Origin of the sequence: Brachybacterium ginsengisoli (genome assembly GCF_002407065.1) — a bacterium.
Classification (GTDB): Bacteria; Actinomycetota; Actinomycetes; order Actinomycetales; family Dermabacteraceae; genus Brachybacterium; species Brachybacterium ginsengisoli.
The window spans coordinates 3459424-3475942 of the sequence record NZ_CP023564.1 but is presented as its reverse complement, the minus strand read 5'-3'; the positions used below and the strand labels follow the sequence as shown (position 1 = coordinate 3475942).

Here is a 16519-nt window from a genome sequence, read left to right as displayed (position 1 = left end):
ATCGGGGTGTGGACGGTGCGGCGGTGGGGAGGGGCCGTCGCGCCGGGGTGCTCACAGCCCGTCGATGATCAGCGCGGTCGCGTCGAGCCAGGCTTCCTTGGTCTTCGGCGAGACCCGCTCCCAGTCCAGGTGCGAGCCGTCCACGAACTGCTGCTCGTAGGGCACCTCGGTGACCGCGCGGGTGTGCGCGCCGAAGTGGGCCCGCAGGCGGTCGCGCAGCGTCGCGTCGAGCTTGCCCCGCGAGGAGTGGGACAGGATCGTCACCGCGTGGTCGACCTGCTCGGCGAGGCCCGTGGCGCGCAGCTCGTCGATCATCCAGGCCGCGGCGTTGAAGGTGTCCTCGCGGACGGTCGAGACGATGACCAGCTGGTCCGCGCTCTTCACGGCGGCCAGCCAGTTCGAGGCGCGCACGTTGTTGCCGGTGTCGATGACCTTGATGCGATAGAAGCGCGAGAGGGCGTCGTTGAGCTCGCCGAAGGCCTCGGCATCGATCGAGGCGGCGGAGCCGGGATCCTCGTCGGAGGCGAGGATGTCGAAGCGCATCGCGCCCTGCTGGCGCACGTACGGATCGAGGTCCGCGTTGCTCGCCCCCGGGGCGCGCAGGCGATCGATGTCATGCAGCAGGTCCACCGCGGTGCGGTGGTGGTCGGTGGGGATGCCGCGCCACCCGAGCGTTCCCCGGGTCTCGTTGTTGTCCCAGGCCAGGACGTTGCCACCGCGCGAGACGCCGAGCGTCGCCGCGATCATCAGGGACGCGGTGGTCTTGTGGGCGCCGCCCTTGAGGTTCACCACCGCGATGTTGCGGGGACCGTCCAGCGGCCGACGGATGCTCTCCAGGCGCTCCGTCTCCCGACGCTCCCGACGGTTGGGCTGGGGCGAGATCCTGCCCCCGGTGAGCCGGGTGACGAAGCCGGGGAACCCGAGCGTGGCCTTGACCCGGGCGGGCTTCGAGGTCGAGGTCTGCAGGTCCTGGAGGGTGGGGCGCGAGGCGTCCTTCTCCGGGGTGGTGCGCGCGGGCAGGGGCCGCCGCTGCAGCGGAGCGGGAGTCTGCTCGACGGGCTGGAAGTCTGCGTGCTCGTCAGCGCCGGCCGACGGAGCGGATCCGCTGGTCGACGCGGGGATCGACGCGGGGATCGACGCAGGTATCGACGCAGTGGAGGCAGCGGGTGCGGCGGACGGCGCGGTCGAGGCGGACGGCGCCGACGTGGGCGAAAGGGCCGATTCCGCGGATGCGGGGGTCGCGGCGGACTCCGCGGATGACGGGGTCACCGCCGAGGCCGCCGAGGTCGCCGTGGATGCGGAGGTCGACGAGGCGGCGGAGGACGCGGTGGTGCCGGGCGGGGTCGAGGGCGGCATCGCGGCCCGGCGCCGACGTCGACCCCCGTGCGAGCGCACGACGGGCAGCTCGCCGGTGGCGGGCGAGCCGATCGCCGCATGCTCCCCCGTGATCTCGGGGTCGATCGCGATGTGCTCGCCGGTCACGGGGCCCTCGCTCGCATGGGTGCCGAGCGCCGCATGCTCGCCGGCGCGCGGGCGCAGCGAGTCCTGCGAGCCCGAGCCGGTGAGCGCGGCGGACACGGAGGAGAGGTCCGCGGTGTCGTCGGTGGGCGGGGCGACCAGGGGGTCGTCGATCTCCGGACCATGCACGGGGCGCTCGTCCGCCTCGCGGCCGGCGATCCGGCCCGAGGGCTCGACCCGTAGGTGGTGGCGCACGTCCGGCTCGACGATGACGACGTCGAGGTCCTGATCGGCGGCCTTGGCCGCCGAGATGAAGGCCTGCTTCACGCGGTCCCGGATCTCCGGCAGATCGTCGCCGGTGACCTCGAGGGTCTCGTCGGCGAGATGCACGGTGGCCGTCGTGTCGGAGGTGATCCGCGCCTGCGCGATCATCTGGGTTCCTTCCGCGTCCTGAGCGCCGCTGCTCCCGAGGCGGGGCAGACGGCATGGTCCGGGTCCACTCTACGGGCGCTGGGGCCCCGTCCGCCGTGCGGCGGTGCCTACAGTGGCGGCGTGCACACCACTCTGCTGACCGATCCGGCGGCCTCCGCTCCGAACGAGGATGCCGGCGGTGTGCTCGGACGCGTCGCCGTGGTCCTGGACGGCGCGGGGGTGCCCGCGCGATATCGGGCGGGATGCCATCACAGCGTCGCCTGGTTCTCCCACGTGCTCGCCGCACGGCTGCTGGACCGCGCTCAGGATCCGGCCCGGCCGCTGCGCCGTGCACTGGCCGACGCCATCGAGGACGTCCGCGGGCTCCACGAGGGGGAGTGCGACCTGGAGCAGGGTGGTCCCTCGGCGACGGTGGTCGTGGTGCGGTGGGACGAGGAACGGCTCGAGCATCTGGTGCTGTGCGACTCCTCCCTGCTGCTCGAGCTCCGGGACGGGAGCATGCGCCGGGTGACCGATCCGCGGGTCGAGCAGGTGGTGGCGGAGGAATCGGGAGGGGGATCGAGCGGCGAGGCGATCGAGGCCCGGCGCAACGCCCCCGGCGGGTTCTGGGTGGCCCGCCACGAGCCCGAGGCCGCTGCGCAGGCGCTGGTGGGGGAGACGTCGCTGGCCTCGCTGCGCGCCGGCCACCTGGTCTCCGACGGGATCACCCGCACGATCGACGACCTGGGTGACCATGACGTCGCCTCCCTCTCGCGAGCGCTGCGCGAGGACCCTCGGGCCTTGCTGCGGGAGCTGCGCGAGGCGGAGGCGCGACGGGAGCCCGGGCAGCGTCCGCGCAAGGTCCACGACGATGCGACGGTCCTCACAATTCTCCCGTGACGGCGGCGTGCCGGCCGTCGAGGGCGGGGCGAGCGCTTCGGGCTCATCCGGTCTACAATCGGGCATATCGGACACGAGGTGGCGCCCGATCTCCGGTGCCGCCTCCCGGTTTTGTCCGCCCATGACGAAGGATTGGCGTGACCGAGACTAAGGGTCACCTGTCTGAAATCTGGACGTCACCTGCAAGAACGTTCAATACTGACGCGTTTACATCAGCGGAGCGAAGGCCTAGACTCGACAGCACGACGACATCGCCCCTCGGGGTGTGACGTCGGCGGCGGGACAGGAGTTGAATCCTGAATCTGCTGATACGCTTCCGTTGTCGGAAGACGTTGAAAATTTTATAGATGTGCCGTTCCTCAAGACCCCCCTCCTGGGGAGCGGCCGGACGGGCATTGATGTCAGGTTCCCCCACCTATGACAGCCCGTCCAGCCTGTTCGCCCGCACCCACCCCTGACGGACGACAGGCCTGACGAGCGGTCCGTGAGCCCCCGACACTGTCGGTTGAGTGCTCCGGGCCGCTCGTCGCATTCTGCGGCGGATCAGCGGATCAACGGATCAGCCGAGGATCGCCACGTCGCTGCCGGGATCGAGGCGGTAGCCCGCGCCGCGCACCGTCGAGATCAGGCGGCGGTAGCGGCCCAGCTTGGTGCGGACCCGTCGCACGTGCACGTCGACCGTGCGCTCGCCGGTGTCCTCGGGCGCCTCGGCCCAGACCGTCTCCATGAGCTCGGTGCGGCTGATGGTGCGTCGCGCGTTGTTCGCCAGCTGGGCGAGCAGCTCGAACTCCTTGTACGTGAAGTCGACGTCCTGTCCGTCGATCCGCACCCGGCGGCCGAACAGGTCGATGACCAGGCTGTCTTCAGGGGCCACAGAAGGGCTCGAGGGGCTCACCGCAGTGGCCTGCAGGGCGCGACGGCGGGCGGCCTCCGCATCCCGGCGGGCGGGGGAGTTGGGGGAGACCACGCCGGTGCGGCGCGGGCGCAGCGGGGTCACGGGTGCCGCACCCTGGCCGCGGGGCGGCAGGGTCGTCCGGGCGGAGCGGTCGGCGGCGGCGAAGCTGTTCGGGCTGCTCACCGCCACGGTGGTGCGGCCGTGGCGCGCACCGACCAGACGCTGGGCGCCGGTGCGGAGCTCGTCGGCGACCACGGCGGTCTCGACGTCGCCGGTGCCGGCCGGGAGGGTGACGGTCAGGGTGATCGTGACGGCGTCCGTCGCGGGACGCGGTCGCGGGGCCGTGCCGCCGACCCGGTACAGCGGGCGGGAGGCGGAGCGGGCGGTGGTGGCAGTGGTGGGGCGATCCAGGGTGATGGTCATGATGCGATGTCTCCGAGATGCGGCGCGTTCGCGCGGCGGGTGGTGGACCCGGGATCCCTGGGATCGACGCCCTCAGGCGGATCGTTCAGGGGGTGTGCTCCCGGTGGCACCTGGAGCCCGCGCCTTCCGGCCGGCTCCTGTCAGCCGATCTCGGAGGAGTCGTGAGCGCTCAGAGGCTCGGCTGACGATGCATCATCGGCATCATCATCATTCGCATCATCGAACGCATCGCGGAGCTGACCACCCGGCGGGTGGTCTCGCGGAACGCGGCGTTCGTGGACATGGCTGGAATCATGCCCCGGACCCGTCCCGAGGGGCAAGAGGCCGTCCACATTCCGAAACATGGGCCTCGACGTGCGCGGCGACGCTGCAGGTCAGGGGCTGGATGCAATCGGGGGCCGACGGGGCGGGACTCGTGGGTCCCTGGTCCGTCGGCCCCCGATGGAGGGTGCGGGGCGCCGATGGACGGCAGCCCCGGGGTGTCAGTCGACGACGCCGAAGAGGCGGTCGCCCGCGTCGCCGAGGCCGGGCACGATGTAGCCCTTCTCGTCGAGCTTCTCGTCGATCGCGGCGGTGACGATCGTGAGGTTGATCGACGGATCCACGCGCTCCTGCATGGTGGCGAGGCCCTCCGGGGCCGCCAGCAGGGTCACGCAGGTGATGTCGCGGGCGCCGCGCTCATGCAGGTACTCGACCGAGGCGATGAGGGTGTGGCCGGTGGCCAGCATCGGATCGAGCACGAAGCACTGCCGGCCGGTGAGGTCGTCGGGCAGACGGTTCGCGTAGGTGGTCACCTCGAGCGTCTCGTCGTTGCGGACCATGCCCAGGAAGCCCACCTCCGCGGTGGGGAGGAGCCGGGTGAGGCCGTCGAGCATGCCGAGGCCGGCGCGCAGGATCGGCACCACCATCGGCTTGGGGCTCGCGAGCTTCGTGCCGGTCATCTCGGTCACCGGGGTCTGGATCTGGACCGGAGCCACGGCGACGTTGCGGGTGGCCTCGTAGGCCAGGAGGGTCACCAGCTCGTCGGCGAGCTGACGGAACACGGAGGAGTGGGTGGCGCGATCGCGCAGCACCGACAGCTTGTGGGCGACGAGGGGATGGTCGATCTCGAGTACGCGCATGGGGCGAATCTACCGGAGCCGAGGGCGCCGCGCCCCCTCATCGGCGGCGGTCGCGGCCCTGCCGAGGGGGTTCTCACGCCGAGCCGTCGCGCGGATACTTCGAGGATGACCCGCTACCGCTTCTTCACCGCCACCACGCTGGACGGCTTCCTCGCCGACGAGCACGACAGCCTCGACTGGCTCCTGTCCCAGCCCACCGGCGAGGAGAGCATCCTGCCGTACGACGACTTCCTCGCCGAGGTGGGCGCGATCGTCACCGGACGCTCCACCTACGACTGGGTGGTCGCTCACGAATCCGATGTCGAGGGAGCCTGGATCTACACCCAGCCCACCTTCCTGTTCACGCATCGCGCCCCGGACCTCGAGCGCGACGGCGTCACCGTGGTGTCGGGGCCGCCCGCCGGGCACCGCGCCGCGCTCGAGGAGGCGGCCGACGGGAAGGACGTGTGGATCGTGGGCGGCGGAGGGCTCGCCGCCGAGTTCGCCCGTGCCGGGATGCTCGACGAGCTCTTCGTCTCGATCGCCCCGGTCACCCTCGGCGCCGGCAAGCCGCTGCTGGGCGGCAGCTTCGACCTCGAGCTCCTCGAGCACGGCACCAACGGCGCTCTCCTCGAGGCGCGGTACCGCGTGGTGGGGGAGCGGGTCTGAGGGTCGGGATGCGGGAGGGACGGGCCACAATGTCTCCATGACCGATGACGAGCTGATGGGCCTGGCCCTCGACGAGGCCCGCGCCGCCGCCGCCCGTGAGCCGGCCGACGTCCCGATCGGGGCGGTCGTCGTCGCCCCCGACGGGACCGTGCTCGCCACCGCCGGCAATCGGCGCGAGGCCGACGAGGACCCCACCGCCCACGCCGAGATCCTGGCGCTGCGCCGGGCGGCGCAGGTCACGGGCCGCTGGAACCTCACCGACTGCACCCTCGTGGTCACCCTCGAGCCGTGCACGATGTGCGCCGGGGCGATCGTGCTCGCGCGCATCCGGCGCCTCGTCGTCGGCGCCCCCGACCCCAAGGCGGGCGCTGCCGGATCCCTCTACGACCTGGTGCGCGAGCCCCGGCTGAACCATCGGGTGGAGCTCGTCACCGGCCTGCGCGAGCAGGAGTGCGGCGACCTGCTGCGCGAGTTCTTCCGCGCCCGGCGCCGCCGCTGAACTCAAGCAGGCGCTGAGCAGGCTGCGGGTCAGCCGAGCCCGCGCAGCGCCTGCTCGAGATCCGCCCACAGCTCCTCGGTCGGCTCGCAGCCCACGGAGAGGCGCACGAACCCCTCCGGGACCGCATCGCCCCAGCGGGCGCGCCGCTCGGCGCTGGTGTGCACGCCGCCGAAGCTGGTCGCCGACACCACCCGGCGAGCACGCTCGAGGAAGCGCTCGGCGGTCTCCGCGTCGGGCAGGGCGAAGCCGATGAGGGAGCCGGCCCGCGCCATCTGCCGAGAGGCGAGCTCGTGCTGCGGATGGCTCGGGAGACCGGGATGGACCACGTCCCGGGTGGCCGGATGCTCCTCGAGGCGCTCGGCGAGGACCAGGGCGCTCGAGCACATCCGGTCGAAGCGCAGCTCGAGGGTCTCCAGGCCGCGGTGGACCAGCCAGGTCTCCAGCTGCCCCGGGATCCCGCCGGCGAGGGTGCGCCATTGCCGCACCCGCTCCAGGACATCCGGCCGACGGGTCGCGACATGGCCGAGCAGCGCGTCGGAGTGGCCGTTCGGGGCCTTGGTGTCCGAGGCGACGACCACGTCGGCCCCCAGCTCCAGCGGCCGCTGACCGAGCGGGGTGAGGGTCGTGTTGTCCACGACCACCAGCGCGCCGGCGGCGTGGGCCCGCGCCGAGACCTCGGCGATGTCGCAGAGGTCCAGGGCCGGGTTCGATGGGGTCTCCACGAGCACCACGGTGAACCCGTCCAGGTCCTGCTGCGCGTACTCCGCCGTGGGGCGCAGCACCACCTCGACCCCGACCGGGGTCAGGAACTGCTCGGCCAGACGACGGGTCGCGTAGTAGCCGTCCGACGGCAGCAGCACCCGGTCGCCCCGGGTCAGATGGGTGAGCAGCACCGCCGAGATCGCCGCCATGCCCGAGGGGAGGACCACCGTCTCCGCCTGCTCGAGCACGCCGAGCGCCTCCTCGAGCGCCGACCAGGTGGGACCGCCCGCGCGGCCGTAGGTGAAGGGGGCGTCGATGGTGCCGGGCAGGGCATAGGTGCTCGCGGGCGTCAGCGGCAGGGCGACCGGGGAGCCGGCGGGCAGCGACCCCGTGCGGTGGTGGAGCATGTCGGCGAGCAGCGCGGGGTCGGAGTCCATGCGGCCATTGTCCGCCCTGCCGGGCAGGCCCTCCCAGGACTTGTCCGGGGTGTGGTCATCGCGTCTCGCCATTCGGTCCGCGAGTACAGTGGCGCCGTCGCCGGCACGTCGAGGAGCAGCCATGAACACAGGTGCGTCGTCATCGACGGTCGTCGCCGAGGACGTCTCGAAGGTCTTCTTCTCCGGGGGAGACCCGGTCTGGGCCCTCGAGAACTTCTCCCTGACCCTCGAGCCGGGCTCGTTCACCTGCATCGTCGGCCCCTCCGGCTGCGGCAAGTCGACCTTCCTGCGGATCCTCGGCGGCCTCGAGGAGCGCACCGTCGGCGAGGTCACGATCACCGGGGCCGAGCATCCCGTGCCCGCCGCCTTCGTGTTCCAGGAGCACGGGGTGTTCCCGTGGATGACGGTGCTGGACAACGTCGCCTTCGGCCTGCGCATGGCGGGGGTGCCCACCCGCGAGCGCCTGACCACCGCCCGCGACTGGCTGGCCCGCGTGCGGCTCACCGACTTCGCGGACTCCTACCCCCACCAGCTCTCCGGCGGCATGCGCCAGCGGGTCGCGATCGCCCGCGCCTTCGCCACCGGCTCCCCGGTGCTGCTGATGGACGAGCCGCTCGGGGCGCTGGACGCCCAGACCCGCATGCTCATGCAGGAGGAGCTCATCGCCCTGTGGGAGCAGGAGCGCAAGACGGTCCTCATGGTCACGCACGACATCGACGAGTCGATCATCCTCAGCGACCGCGTGATCGTGATGTCGGGACGCCCGGGCACCCTGCGGGAGGACATCACGATCCCCTTCGAGCGCCCCCGCTCCTTCGACATCGAGCGCAGCCCCGAGTTCGGGGAGCTGCGCTCGCGCATCTGGAACCTGCTGCGCGATGACGTGCGCACCGCCGAGGAGACCGCATGAGCACCACCGGACCGTCGGCCGACGAGCGCGCCGAACGCACCCTCGTCGCGGCCCGCGCCCACCGCACGCGGGAGAACCGGCTGCGCACCCGTGATCTGGTGCTCTCCATCGCCGCCCCGATCGTGCTGGTGCTGCTGTGGGAGCTGTGCGCGCGTCTGCTGATCATCGACCCGCGCTTCTTCCCGCCGCCCACCAAGATCCTCGCCGCGCTGTGGATGATGGCGCTGGACGGCGAGCTGTGGCACCACACCGGCCCCACCCTCATGCGTCTGCTGGTGGGCGGGGGCCTCGGCGCGATCGTCGGCATCGGCGTGGGCCTGCTGATGGGCTCCTCGCGGGCCCTGAACGCGGCCCTCGGGCCGCTGTTCAGCGCGCTGTACCCGCTGCCCAAGATCGCGATCTTCCCGATCCTGCTGATGATCTTCGGGCCCACCGAGCTGCCGAAGATCATCGCCGTGTTCATCACGACCTTCTTCGTCATGCAGATCGCGACGGTCTCCGGGGTCTGGGCGATCGACCGCAAGCTGCTCGAGGCGGGCTCCGCCTACGGCGCGACGGGCTTCGACCGCTTCCGCTTCGTGATCCTGCCCGGGGCGATGCCGTTCGTCTTCGCCGGGCTGAAGACCGCCACCGGCACCGCCGTCGTGGTGGTCACCGCCGTCGAGTTCACGGGGGCCTCCACCACCGGCCTCGGCTATCTGATCTGGAACTCCTGGCAGCTGTTCATCCCGGAGAAGCTCTACGTGGGCTTGCTGGTCATCGGCATCATCGGTGCTGTCCTGACCACGCTGCTCAGCCGCAGCGAGAAGCTGCTGCTGCCCTGGCGGCGCACGAGCTGACCCACCCCGTACCCACCACACACCCCAAGGACCCCTGATGCGACGACGCACCCTCCTCTCCCTCGCCTCCGCCACCGCCCTCGGCGGCGCCCTCGCCGCGTGCGGCCCGGCCGTCACCGGCAAGGACTCCGGGGGCTCCGGCTCCGGCGACTCCGGCACGGTCCGGGTGGGCCACGTGCCCTCCGCCCTGTTCGCGCCGCTCTACGTCGCCGACGCGATGGGTCATTTCGAGGACGCGGGCATCACCCTCGAGCTGACCCCGCTGAAGTCCGGCCAGGACGGCATCCCGATGCTCGCCAACGACCAGCTCGACGTGATGATCGCGGGCTTCAGCGCCGGCATGTTCAACGCGCTGGACCAGGGCCTGGCCTTCAAGATCGTCGGCTCCATGGGCATCTCCCCGGGCGACCCCGAGAACTCGCCCACCGCGCTCGAGGTCAGCCAGAAGCTCCTCGACGACGGCACCATCACCGACGTCGCCGACCTCAAGGGCCACAAGATCGGCGTGGCCGGCGGTCCGGGCGCGACCGGCGGGTACCTGCTGGCCGCGATGCTCGAGGAGGCCGGGCTGACCTTGAACGACGTGGAGGTCTCCAACCTCGCCACCCCCGACCAGGAGCCCGCGATCGTCAACGGCTCGGTCTCCGCGGGGACGCCGTCGGCGCCCTTCTCCACCGCGATGGAGGAGGCGGGCGTCGCCTCGCCGCTCGCGGTCCCGAAGAAGGGCACCACCGGCACCGGCGTGCTGTACTCCGAGACCTTCGTGGGCGGCGAGCTCGCGCAGACCTTCTTCACCGCCCTGGCGAAGGGAGCCCAGGAGCTCTCCGCCGACGGCACGCAGTCCGAGGAGGTCTACTCGATCCTCGCCGAGACGCTCGGCCAGGAGGTCGAGGTGCTCAAGGCCTCGCCGATGTACACCTACCTCCCCGACCTCGCCCCGCAGCCCGACCAGCTCGAGGCCATGCAGAAGGTCTGGATCGAGGCCGAGCAGATCACCTACACCGAGCCGCTCGACGTGGCGTCGATCGTCGACGCGAGCTTCGCCGAGGGCGCGGGGGCCTGAGCCTCAGATCCAGCCCTGGCGGCGCGCGATCGCGACCGCCTCGTGCCGGTTCGCGGCCTGCAGCTTCGCCTGGGCGCTCGAGAGGTAGTTGCGCACGGTGCCCTCGGCGAGGTGGGCGCGGCTCGCGATCCGGTCCACGGTCGCGCCGTCGGCCGCGTACTCCAGCACGTCCGCCTCGCGCGGGGTGAGCGGGGAGTCGCCGGAGGAGATCGTCTCGGCGGCGAGCTCGGGGTCGATGACGCGCCTGCCGCCGTGGACCGAGCGCACCGCGCGGGCCAGCTGATCGGCGGAGGTCGTCTTGGGCAGGAAGCCCAGCACCCCCTGGGCCAGCGCGCGCTTGAGGTAGCCGGGCCTCGCATGGGAGGTGAGGATCAGGCAGCGCGTGGTGGGGGAGGCCTGCGCGATCCGGTCGGCGAGCTCGAGGCCGTCGCCGTCGGGCAGCTGCAGGTCCAGCACCGCGACGTCCGGCCGCTCGGTCGCGGCGAGGCTCGCACCGGCGACCACGGACGCGGCCTCGCCCACCACCTGGAGGTCCTCCTCGAGGGAGAGCATGGTCGCGAGCGCGGAGCGGATCAGGTTCTCGTCGTCCACGAGGATCACGCGCAGCGGGGCGGGGGAGTCGGTCATCGGGGCTCTCCAGAGGGATCGAAGCGGAGGTCGAGGGTGAAGGTGCCGCCCTCGCGGCGGACGCCCAGCGAGGAGCCGCGGGCGAGGCGCTCGCGCATCCCGGTCAGGCCGCTGCCCTCGGGCACCTCGGCCGGGCCGGGGGCGCCGTCGTTGACGAGGGCGATCCCGTCGGCCCCGAGGGTGATGCGCACGGCCGACGGGTCGGCGTGGCGCAGGATGTTGGTGCCGGCCTCCCGCAGCACCCAGGCGGCGGTGCCGCGGTGGCGGGCCGGGACGTCCTCCGCCGCGCCGTCGATCGTGACCTCGACCTGCGCGGAGCGCAGCAGGGAGGCGGTGCCGCGCAGCTCGGTGGCGAGATCGGCCTCGCGATAGCCGCGCACCAGACCGCGGATCTCGGAGAGGGAGCCGCGGGCGATCTGGGCGACCTCGCGGCTGTGCTCGACCGCGCGGGCGTCCTCGCGCTCGGCGAGCTGCGCGACGAGCTCCGCCTTCACGGCGATGACGGAGAGGTCCCGCCCGGTGACGTCGTGCAGGTCCCGGGCGAAGCGCAGGCGCTCCTCGGCGACGGCGAGCTGGGCCTGCGCCTGCCGGGCGTCGTCCAGCTCGCGCACCATCGCGGCCAGCCACAGCGACAGGCGCACGGTGAGCACCAACGCGATCACCAGCGCGCCGAGGGCCACCACCTCGGGGACGGGACGCCCCGCCAGCAGCAGCGCGAGCACGCACACCGCGGTGCCGACGGCTCCGATCTCCCAGCGCCACCGCATCAGCACCGTCACGGCGAGCAGGACCAGGGAGATGATGACCAGGGGCTCCGCGGCGAGATCCAGCAGGTGCAGGACCACGATCAGGAGCGAGGGCGCCGCGGCCACGACGAGCGCCAGGTCCGAGGGGAGGCGGCCCACCTGGGGCATGCCCCAGCGGTCCCGCACGGCGGACAGCTCAGCCCGCGACCAGGCCCGGAGGGAGCGGTGGCCGGACCAGGCGCTGAGCACGATCTGCGCGAGGAGAACGGAGGAGGCCACGGGGGCGACATCCACCAGCCCCGGGACCCGGACGCCCAGGGCCAGCGCCGCGCCCAGGGGGAACATGGCCAGCACGATCACGATCGACCACGCCGTGTAGGCGTAGAACACGCTCCACTGACGACCTGGGCTGGTCTCCACAGCAGTCCTCTCCTCGGGCATGATCGGCCGGCGGCCTGGGGTGACGGCCTGGGGTGACGGCCTGGGGTGATGGCCTGGGGTGATGGCCTGGGGTGCAGGCTATCGGGTCAGGAGATGACGCCGAGGAAGAGGCTGCCGAAGACGCCGAACGCGATGCCCCAGGCCACGATGGAGATGCCCGTCCACAGGTAGACCGTGCTGCGGGCGGCGCCGAGCGCGACCAGGGTGGGGCCGGTGATCTGGGAGGCGACCACGAAGGGCCCCATGAGGGCCACGCCCGGCACCCCGTACTTCCCCAGGGCGGCGGCGACCTTCGCCCGGAAGCGGGAGGGCCTGCGCTCCGTGGCGGGGCGCTCGCCCCGGCCGCGGGTGACGGCGTCGCGGGTGCGACCGGCGAGGGCGATCATCACGAAGGTCGCCACGAGGTTTCCCAGCACCGCCGCGGGGACCGCGATCGCCGGGTGGATGCCGAGGCTGGTGCCGAGGAAGGCCCCGAGATAGCTTTCGATGAAGGGGATCGCCCCGGCCGGGACGAGGGCGAGGACCTGCTGCCACGGCGCGAGGTCGGAGACGAGGTGGTGGAGCTGGACGAGGAGATCCTGGAACATGGGGTGTCCTTCCGGGTCGGTGGAGAGATGTCTCCGGGGTGATGGCTCCAGCCTGGTCGCTCCCGGCGCCGCGCCGTAGGGCGCCCCATCACGAGCCCTGGTGCACCGTTCACGGGCTGCCCGTGACAGATGTCAGACGAGGCCGCGTGACCCCGTCCACACGCGCCGTGAGACGGAAGTGCAGGCCTGTGACGTTTGTTGCGGCAGATGAACCAATGCTTCAGTCGGGTGGACCCGCGATGCTTGAATCCTGTGGTGATCACTCTCGACAGCCTCACGAAGGTCTTCCCCGCACCTGGCGGCGGAGACCCCGTCGTCGCGCTCGGCGGGATCGACCTCCACCTCGACGCCGGGCGCATCCACGGGATCGTCGGCCGCTCCGGCGCCGGGAAGTCCACCCTCATCCGCTGCCTGACCGGGCTCGAGAAGCCCACGTCCGGGCGCGTCGAGGTGGGCGGCACCGACATCGCCGCCCTCGACGGCTCCGCGCTGCGCGCCGCCCGCCGCAACATCGGCATGGTGTTCCAGCACGCGAACCTGCTGGACTCCCGCACCGCCGCCCAGAACATCGCCCATCCGCTCGAGATCGCCGGGGTTCCCCGTGCCGAGCGCGAGCGCCGCGTCGCCGAGCTGGTGGAGCTCGTGGGCCTCACCGGCCGCGAGCACAACCACCCCGCGCAGCTCTCCGGCGGCCAGATCCAGCGCGTCGGCATCGCCCGCGGCCTCGCCGCCGAGCCCAAGGTGCTGCTGTGCGACGAGCCCACCAGCGCGCTCGACGGCGGCACCACCCGGCAGATCCTCGGCCTGCTCAAGGACCTGCGCGAGCGGCTCGGCATCACGATCGTGATCATCACCCACGAGATGGGCGTGGTGCGCGAGGTGTGCGACACCGTGACCCTGCTGGAGGACGGGCGGATCTCCCAGACCGGCGACCTGCTCGACGTGGCCGGCGACCCCCACGGCCCGCTCTCCGGCGAGCTGATCCCGCTGCCGCCGGCACCGACCGGCATCGACGCGGTGCTCGTGAACTGCGACTACGGCCAGACCGGTCGCTTCCGCACCACCGAGGACCTGATCCGGCTGGCGGAGGCGCACGGCGCCCACGCCAGCATCGTCGCCGGGATCATCGAGACCATCAACGGGCGTCAGGTGGGCCGCGTGCAGCTCGCGCTGCGCAACCACGATGACAAGCCCATCAGCCCCGAGGGCCTGGCCGCCTTCCTGACCGAGCTCGATGCCGAGGGCGTCGTCGCGAAGGAGGTGACCGCCTGATGGAGTGGCTCCAGAACCCGGTCTTCACGACCTGGGACTCCAACACCAGCCTGTGGTCCAACGCGCTGATCACGCTGTACATGACCGCCGGCACGATGCTGTTCGCGACCCTGATCGGGCTGCCGCTGGGCATCCTGCTGTTCGAGACGGAGAAGTCCCACGGCTCGCTCGCCCGCTGGGTGAACCGCGTGGTGGGCTTCGTGGTGAACGTGGGCAGGTCCTTCCCGTTCATCATCCTCATCATCGCGCTGATCCCCGTGACCCGCTTCGTGGTGGGCCGCGTGACCGGGCCGAACGCCGCGATGTTCGCGTTGACGGTCTCCGCGATCCCGTTCCTCGCCCGTCTGATCGAGATCAACCTGCGCGAGATCGCCGCGGGCAAGATCGAGGCGACCCAGATGATGGGCGCCACCCGCTGGCAGGTCATCCGCCAGGTGCTCCTGCCCGAGGCGCTGCCCGGCATCATCGGCTCGCTGACCACCACCACCATCGCCGTCGTCGGCTACACCGCCATGGCCGGTGTGGTGGGCGGCAAGGGCCTCGGCGACCTCGCCACCCGCATGGGCTACCAGAGCTACGACAACGTGGTGATGGTGGCGACCGTGCTGCTGCTGGTCGCCCTGGTCATCGCCATCCAGGCCCTCGGCACCTGGCTCGCCCGGGTCGTCGACCACCGTGCCCGCTGATCCTCTCCCACCCCTTCACCCAGGAGCTCCCATGACTACATTCCCCCGCCGCACCCTGCTGACCCTCTCCGGCGCCGGCCTCGGCGCGCTCGCCCTCGCCGCCTGCGGCGCCGGCGGCCCCGAGGGCCCCACGGAGGAGGGCGGCGTCACCGAGATCGCCGTGGGCGCCTCGCCCAAGCCCCACGCCGAGATCCTCCAGTACATCCAGGACGAGCTCGCCGCGGACGCCGGCCTCACGCTGACCATCACGCCCTACACCGACTACCAGATCCCGAACCAGGCGCTGAACGACGGCGACCTCGACGCGAACTTCTACCAGACCCCCAACTTCCTGGAGTCCCAGACCGAGGAGAAGGGCTACGAGTTCCACGGCTTCGAGGGTGTGCACATCGAGCCGATGGGCCTGTACTCGGAGACCATCAAGAGCCTCGACGAGCTGAAGGACGGCGACGAGATCGCGATCTCGAGCGACCCCGCCAACCGCGGCCGCGGCCTGAGCCTGCTGGCCGACAACGACGTGATCACCCTCGCCGAGGGCGTGGAGTCCGTCGACGCGACCACCGCCGACATCCAGGACAACCCCAAGAACCTGACGTTCACCGAGATCGAGGCCGCGCAGATCCCGCGCACCCTCTCGGACTTCGCCGCCGGCGTGGTCAACGGAAACTACGCCCTCGAGGCCGGCCTGAAGCCGTCCGAGGAGGCCATCGTGCTGGAGGCGGGCGAGGGCAGCCCCTACTCGAACATGCTCGTGTGCCGCGCGGCGGACAAGGACAACGCCGGCATCGTCAAGCTCGACGAGCTGCTGCACAGCGCCGAGGTCAAGAAGTTCATCGAGACCACCTACACCGACGGCTCGGTCATCCCGGCGTTCTGAGTCATCCCGGCGTTCTGAGTCATCCCGGCGTTCTGAGCAGTTCGGCTCTCTGAGCCGCCCGCGCGCTCTCCCCGAGGGGCCGTAACCTGGATCGATGACAGCGATCGATTCAGGTTCCGGCCCCTCCGGCGTCCGCCCCCTCGCCGGGCGGCGCGCCCTGATCACGGGCGCGAGCCGGGGGATCGGGGCGGACATCGCCCGGGCGTACGCCGCCGCCGGCGCCGATCTGGTGCTGACCGCCCGTGACGCCGATCCGCTCCAGCAGGCGGCCCGTCGGCTCGCCGACGAGCACGGCGTGCGCACCGCCGTGCTGGCGGCGGACCTCGGGGAGGCCGACGTCGCCGACCGGCTCTGGGACGAGGCGAGCACCCTGCTCGAGGGCCCGGGCCCGCTCGACGTGCTGGTCAACAACGCCGGCATCTCCCATCCGGAGACGGTGGACCGCCTGGACACGGCACACTTCGATCAGACCCTGCGGGTGAACCTCCGCGCACCTGCGCTGCTCGCCGCCCGGGCCGGGGCGGCCATGGCCGAGCACGGCGGCGGGGCCATCGTCACCATCGCCTCCGCCGCGGCGCTGCGGCCTCTGGCCGAGCACTATGCCTACAGCACCGCGAAGGCCGGTCTGGTCATGGCCACCCGCACCCTTGCGCTCGAGCTCGGGCCCCGTGGAGTGCGCGCCAACTCGATCTGCCCGACCGTGGTGCTCACGGACATGGGGCAGACCGTCTGGGGCGACCAGCCCGAGAAGGCCGCCCCGATGCTCGCGCGCATCCCGCAGTCCCGGTTCGCCCAGCCCCGCGAGGTCTCCGACGTCGCCGTGTGGCTCGCCTCCGACGCCGCCTCGATGGTCAACGGCGCGGAGATCCCCGTCGACGGCGGCTACCTGATCAGCTGACTGCGCTGCCGCAGGTCGGCGGCCCGGTGCGGGAGAGTCGAGCCCGACAGTCCGAGCCCGACAGTCCGATAGGATCTCC

At 71.9% G+C, this 16519-nt stretch carries 17 protein-coding genes; 10 read left to right on the top strand and 7 right to left on the bottom strand.

Annotation, left to right across the window (positions count from 1 at the left end):
* Positions 1–51: 51 nt before the first annotated feature.
* Complete coding sequence (locus tag CFK41_RS15630; RefSeq protein WP_096800510.1) at positions 52–1890, bottom strand: MinD/ParA family ATP-binding protein; 1839 nt, start codon at positions 1888–1890, stop codon at positions 52–54.
* A gap of 120 nt (positions 1891–2010) precedes the next feature.
* Between CFK41_RS15630 and CFK41_RS15625 the strand changes: the two genes are divergently transcribed.
* Positions 2011–2769 carry a protein phosphatase 2C domain-containing protein gene (locus tag CFK41_RS15625; RefSeq protein ID WP_096800509.1) on the top strand — a complete coding sequence of 253 codons (759 nt, stop codon included), beginning with the start codon at positions 2011–2013 and terminating at the stop codon, positions 2767–2769.
* A gap of 559 nt (positions 2770–3328) precedes the next feature.
* On the opposite strand, the gene CFK41_RS15620 is transcribed toward CFK41_RS15625, so the two are convergent.
* Complete coding sequence (locus CFK41_RS15620; protein WP_096800508.1) at positions 3329–4087, bottom strand: winged helix-turn-helix domain-containing protein; 759 nt, start codon at positions 4085–4087, stop codon at positions 3329–3331.
* A gap of 482 nt (positions 4088–4569) precedes the next feature.
* On the bottom strand, positions 4570–5208 hold the full coding sequence (upp, locus tag CFK41_RS15615) for a uracil phosphoribosyltransferase (RefSeq protein WP_096800507.1): 639 nt from the start codon (positions 5206–5208) through the stop codon (positions 4570–4572).
* A gap of 105 nt (positions 5209–5313) precedes the next feature.
* Here upp and CFK41_RS15610 point away from each other — a divergent pair, with 105 nt between their 5' ends.
* Together CFK41_RS15610 and tadA are read left to right on the top strand one after the other, a co-directional pair.
* Positions 5314–5856: a dihydrofolate reductase family protein gene (locus CFK41_RS15610; protein ID WP_096800506.1), complete on the top strand. Its 543-nt coding sequence runs from the start codon at positions 5314–5316 to the stop codon at positions 5854–5856.
* Positions 5857–5893: 37 nt separating this feature from the next.
* The gene (gene tadA / locus CFK41_RS15605; protein ID WP_096800505.1) at positions 5894–6355 is read left to right on the top strand and encodes a tRNA adenosine(34) deaminase TadA; all 462 of its coding nucleotides are present in this window, start codon (positions 5894–5896) and stop codon (positions 6353–6355) included.
* 29 nt (positions 6356–6384) lie between these two features.
* Here the strand turns inward: tadA and CFK41_RS15600 are convergent, their stop codons facing one another.
* Complete coding sequence (locus tag CFK41_RS15600) at positions 6385–7494, bottom strand: cystathionine gamma-lyase (RefSeq protein WP_096800504.1); 1110 nt, start codon at positions 7492–7494, stop codon at positions 6385–6387.
* Positions 7495–7615: 121 nt separating this feature from the next.
* On the opposite strand from CFK41_RS15600, the gene CFK41_RS15595 reads away from it, so the two are divergent.
* Genes CFK41_RS15595 through CFK41_RS15585 form a run of 3 tightly spaced genes read left to right on the top strand, consistent with a single transcriptional unit; the run spans position 7616 to position 10306 of the window.
* Positions 7616–8404, top strand: coding sequence for an ABC transporter ATP-binding protein (locus CFK41_RS15595; protein ID WP_096800503.1), 789 nt, complete (start codon positions 7616–7618; stop codon positions 8402–8404).
* Entirely contained in the window at positions 8401–9243 is an 843-nt protein-coding gene (locus tag CFK41_RS15590) for an ABC transporter permease (protein WP_096800502.1), read from the top strand. Before CFK41_RS15595 ends, CFK41_RS15590 begins: the two co-directional genes overlap by 4 nt.
* A gap of 37 nt (positions 9244–9280) precedes the next feature.
* Positions 9281–10306: an ABC transporter substrate-binding protein gene (locus tag CFK41_RS15585; RefSeq protein ID WP_096800501.1), complete on the top strand. Its 1026-nt coding sequence runs from the start codon at positions 9281–9283 to the stop codon at positions 10304–10306.
* Positions 10307–10309: 3 nt separating this feature from the next.
* On the opposite strand, the gene CFK41_RS15580 is transcribed toward CFK41_RS15585, so the two are convergent.
* The 3 genes from CFK41_RS15580 to CFK41_RS15570 form a co-directional block, all read right to left on the bottom strand.
* The gene (locus CFK41_RS15580; RefSeq protein ID WP_096800500.1) at positions 10310–10933 is read right to left on the bottom strand and encodes a response regulator transcription factor; all 624 of its coding nucleotides are present in this window, start codon (positions 10931–10933) and stop codon (positions 10310–10312) included.
* Positions 10930–12099 (bottom strand): sensor histidine kinase, encoded by a 1170-nt coding sequence (locus tag CFK41_RS15575; RefSeq protein WP_096800499.1) that lies wholly within the window; start codon positions 12097–12099, stop codon positions 10930–10932. The genes CFK41_RS15580 and CFK41_RS15575 overlap by 4 nt, the downstream gene beginning before the upstream one ends.
* A gap of 107 nt (positions 12100–12206) precedes the next feature.
* Positions 12207–12707, bottom strand: a complete 501-nt coding sequence (locus CFK41_RS15570; RefSeq protein ID WP_096800498.1) for a hypothetical protein — start codon at positions 12705–12707, stop codon at positions 12207–12209.
* 255 nt (positions 12708–12962) lie between these two features.
* Between CFK41_RS15570 and CFK41_RS15565 the strand changes: the two genes are divergently transcribed.
* From CFK41_RS15565 to CFK41_RS15550, 4 genes are all read left to right on the top strand, one after another.
* Complete coding sequence (locus CFK41_RS15565; protein WP_151904780.1) at positions 12963–13979, top strand: methionine ABC transporter ATP-binding protein; 1017 nt, start codon at positions 12963–12965, stop codon at positions 13977–13979.
* A complete protein-coding gene (locus CFK41_RS15560; RefSeq protein WP_096800496.1) occupies positions 13979–14665 on the top strand; it encodes a methionine ABC transporter permease in 687 nt (228 codons plus the stop codon). The genes CFK41_RS15565 and CFK41_RS15560 overlap by 1 nt, the downstream gene beginning before the upstream one ends.
* A gap of 31 nt (positions 14666–14696) precedes the next feature.
* Positions 14697–15542 (top strand): MetQ/NlpA family ABC transporter substrate-binding protein, encoded by an 846-nt coding sequence (locus CFK41_RS15555; RefSeq protein WP_096800495.1) that lies wholly within the window; start codon positions 14697–14699, stop codon positions 15540–15542.
* A gap of 94 nt (positions 15543–15636) precedes the next feature.
* On the top strand, positions 15637–16440 hold the full coding sequence (locus tag CFK41_RS15550) for an SDR family NAD(P)-dependent oxidoreductase (protein ID WP_096800494.1): 804 nt from the start codon (positions 15637–15639) through the stop codon (positions 16438–16440).
* Positions 16441–16519: the final 79 nt, after the last annotated feature.

Coding starts and splice junctions, on each gene's coding strand:
- CFK41_RS15630 (WP_096800510.1), bottom strand. CDS start 1,890: ATGATCGCGCAGGCGCGGATCACCTCCGACACGACGGCCACCGTGCAT.
- CFK41_RS15620 (WP_096800508.1), bottom strand. CDS start 4,087: ATGACCATCACCCTGGATCGCCCCACCACTGCCACCACCGCCCGCTCC.
- upp (WP_096800507.1), bottom strand. CDS start 5,208: ATGCGCGTACTCGAGATCGACCATCCCCTCGTCGCCCACAAGCTGTCG.
- CFK41_RS15610 (WP_096800506.1), top strand. CDS start 5,314: ATGACCCGCTACCGCTTCTTCACCGCCACCACGCTGGACGGCTTCCTC.
- tadA (WP_096800505.1), top strand. CDS start 5,894: ATGACCGATGACGAGCTGATGGGCCTGGCCCTCGACGAGGCCCGCGCC.
- CFK41_RS15600 (WP_096800504.1), bottom strand. CDS start 7,494: ATGGACTCCGACCCCGCGCTGCTCGCCGACATGCTCCACCACCGCACG.
- CFK41_RS15595 (WP_096800503.1), top strand. CDS start 7,616: ATGAACACAGGTGCGTCGTCATCGACGGTCGTCGCCGAGGACGTCTCG.
- CFK41_RS15590 (WP_096800502.1), top strand. CDS start 8,401: ATGAGCACCACCGGACCGTCGGCCGACGAGCGCGCCGAACGCACCCTC.
- CFK41_RS15585 (WP_096800501.1), top strand. CDS start 9,281: ATGCGACGACGCACCCTCCTCTCCCTCGCCTCCGCCACCGCCCTCGGC.
- CFK41_RS15580 (WP_096800500.1), bottom strand. CDS start 10,933: ATGACCGACTCCCCCGCCCCGCTGCGCGTGATCCTCGTGGACGACGAG.
- CFK41_RS15570 (WP_096800498.1), bottom strand. CDS start 12,707: ATGTTCCAGGATCTCCTCGTCCAGCTCCACCACCTCGTCTCCGACCTC.
- CFK41_RS15560 (WP_096800496.1), top strand. CDS start 13,979: ATGGAGTGGCTCCAGAACCCGGTCTTCACGACCTGGGACTCCAACACC.
- CFK41_RS15555 (WP_096800495.1), top strand. CDS start 14,697: ATGACTACATTCCCCCGCCGCACCCTGCTGACCCTCTCCGGCGCCGGC.
- CFK41_RS15550 (WP_096800494.1), top strand. CDS start 15,637: ATGACAGCGATCGATTCAGGTTCCGGCCCCTCCGGCGTCCGCCCCCTC.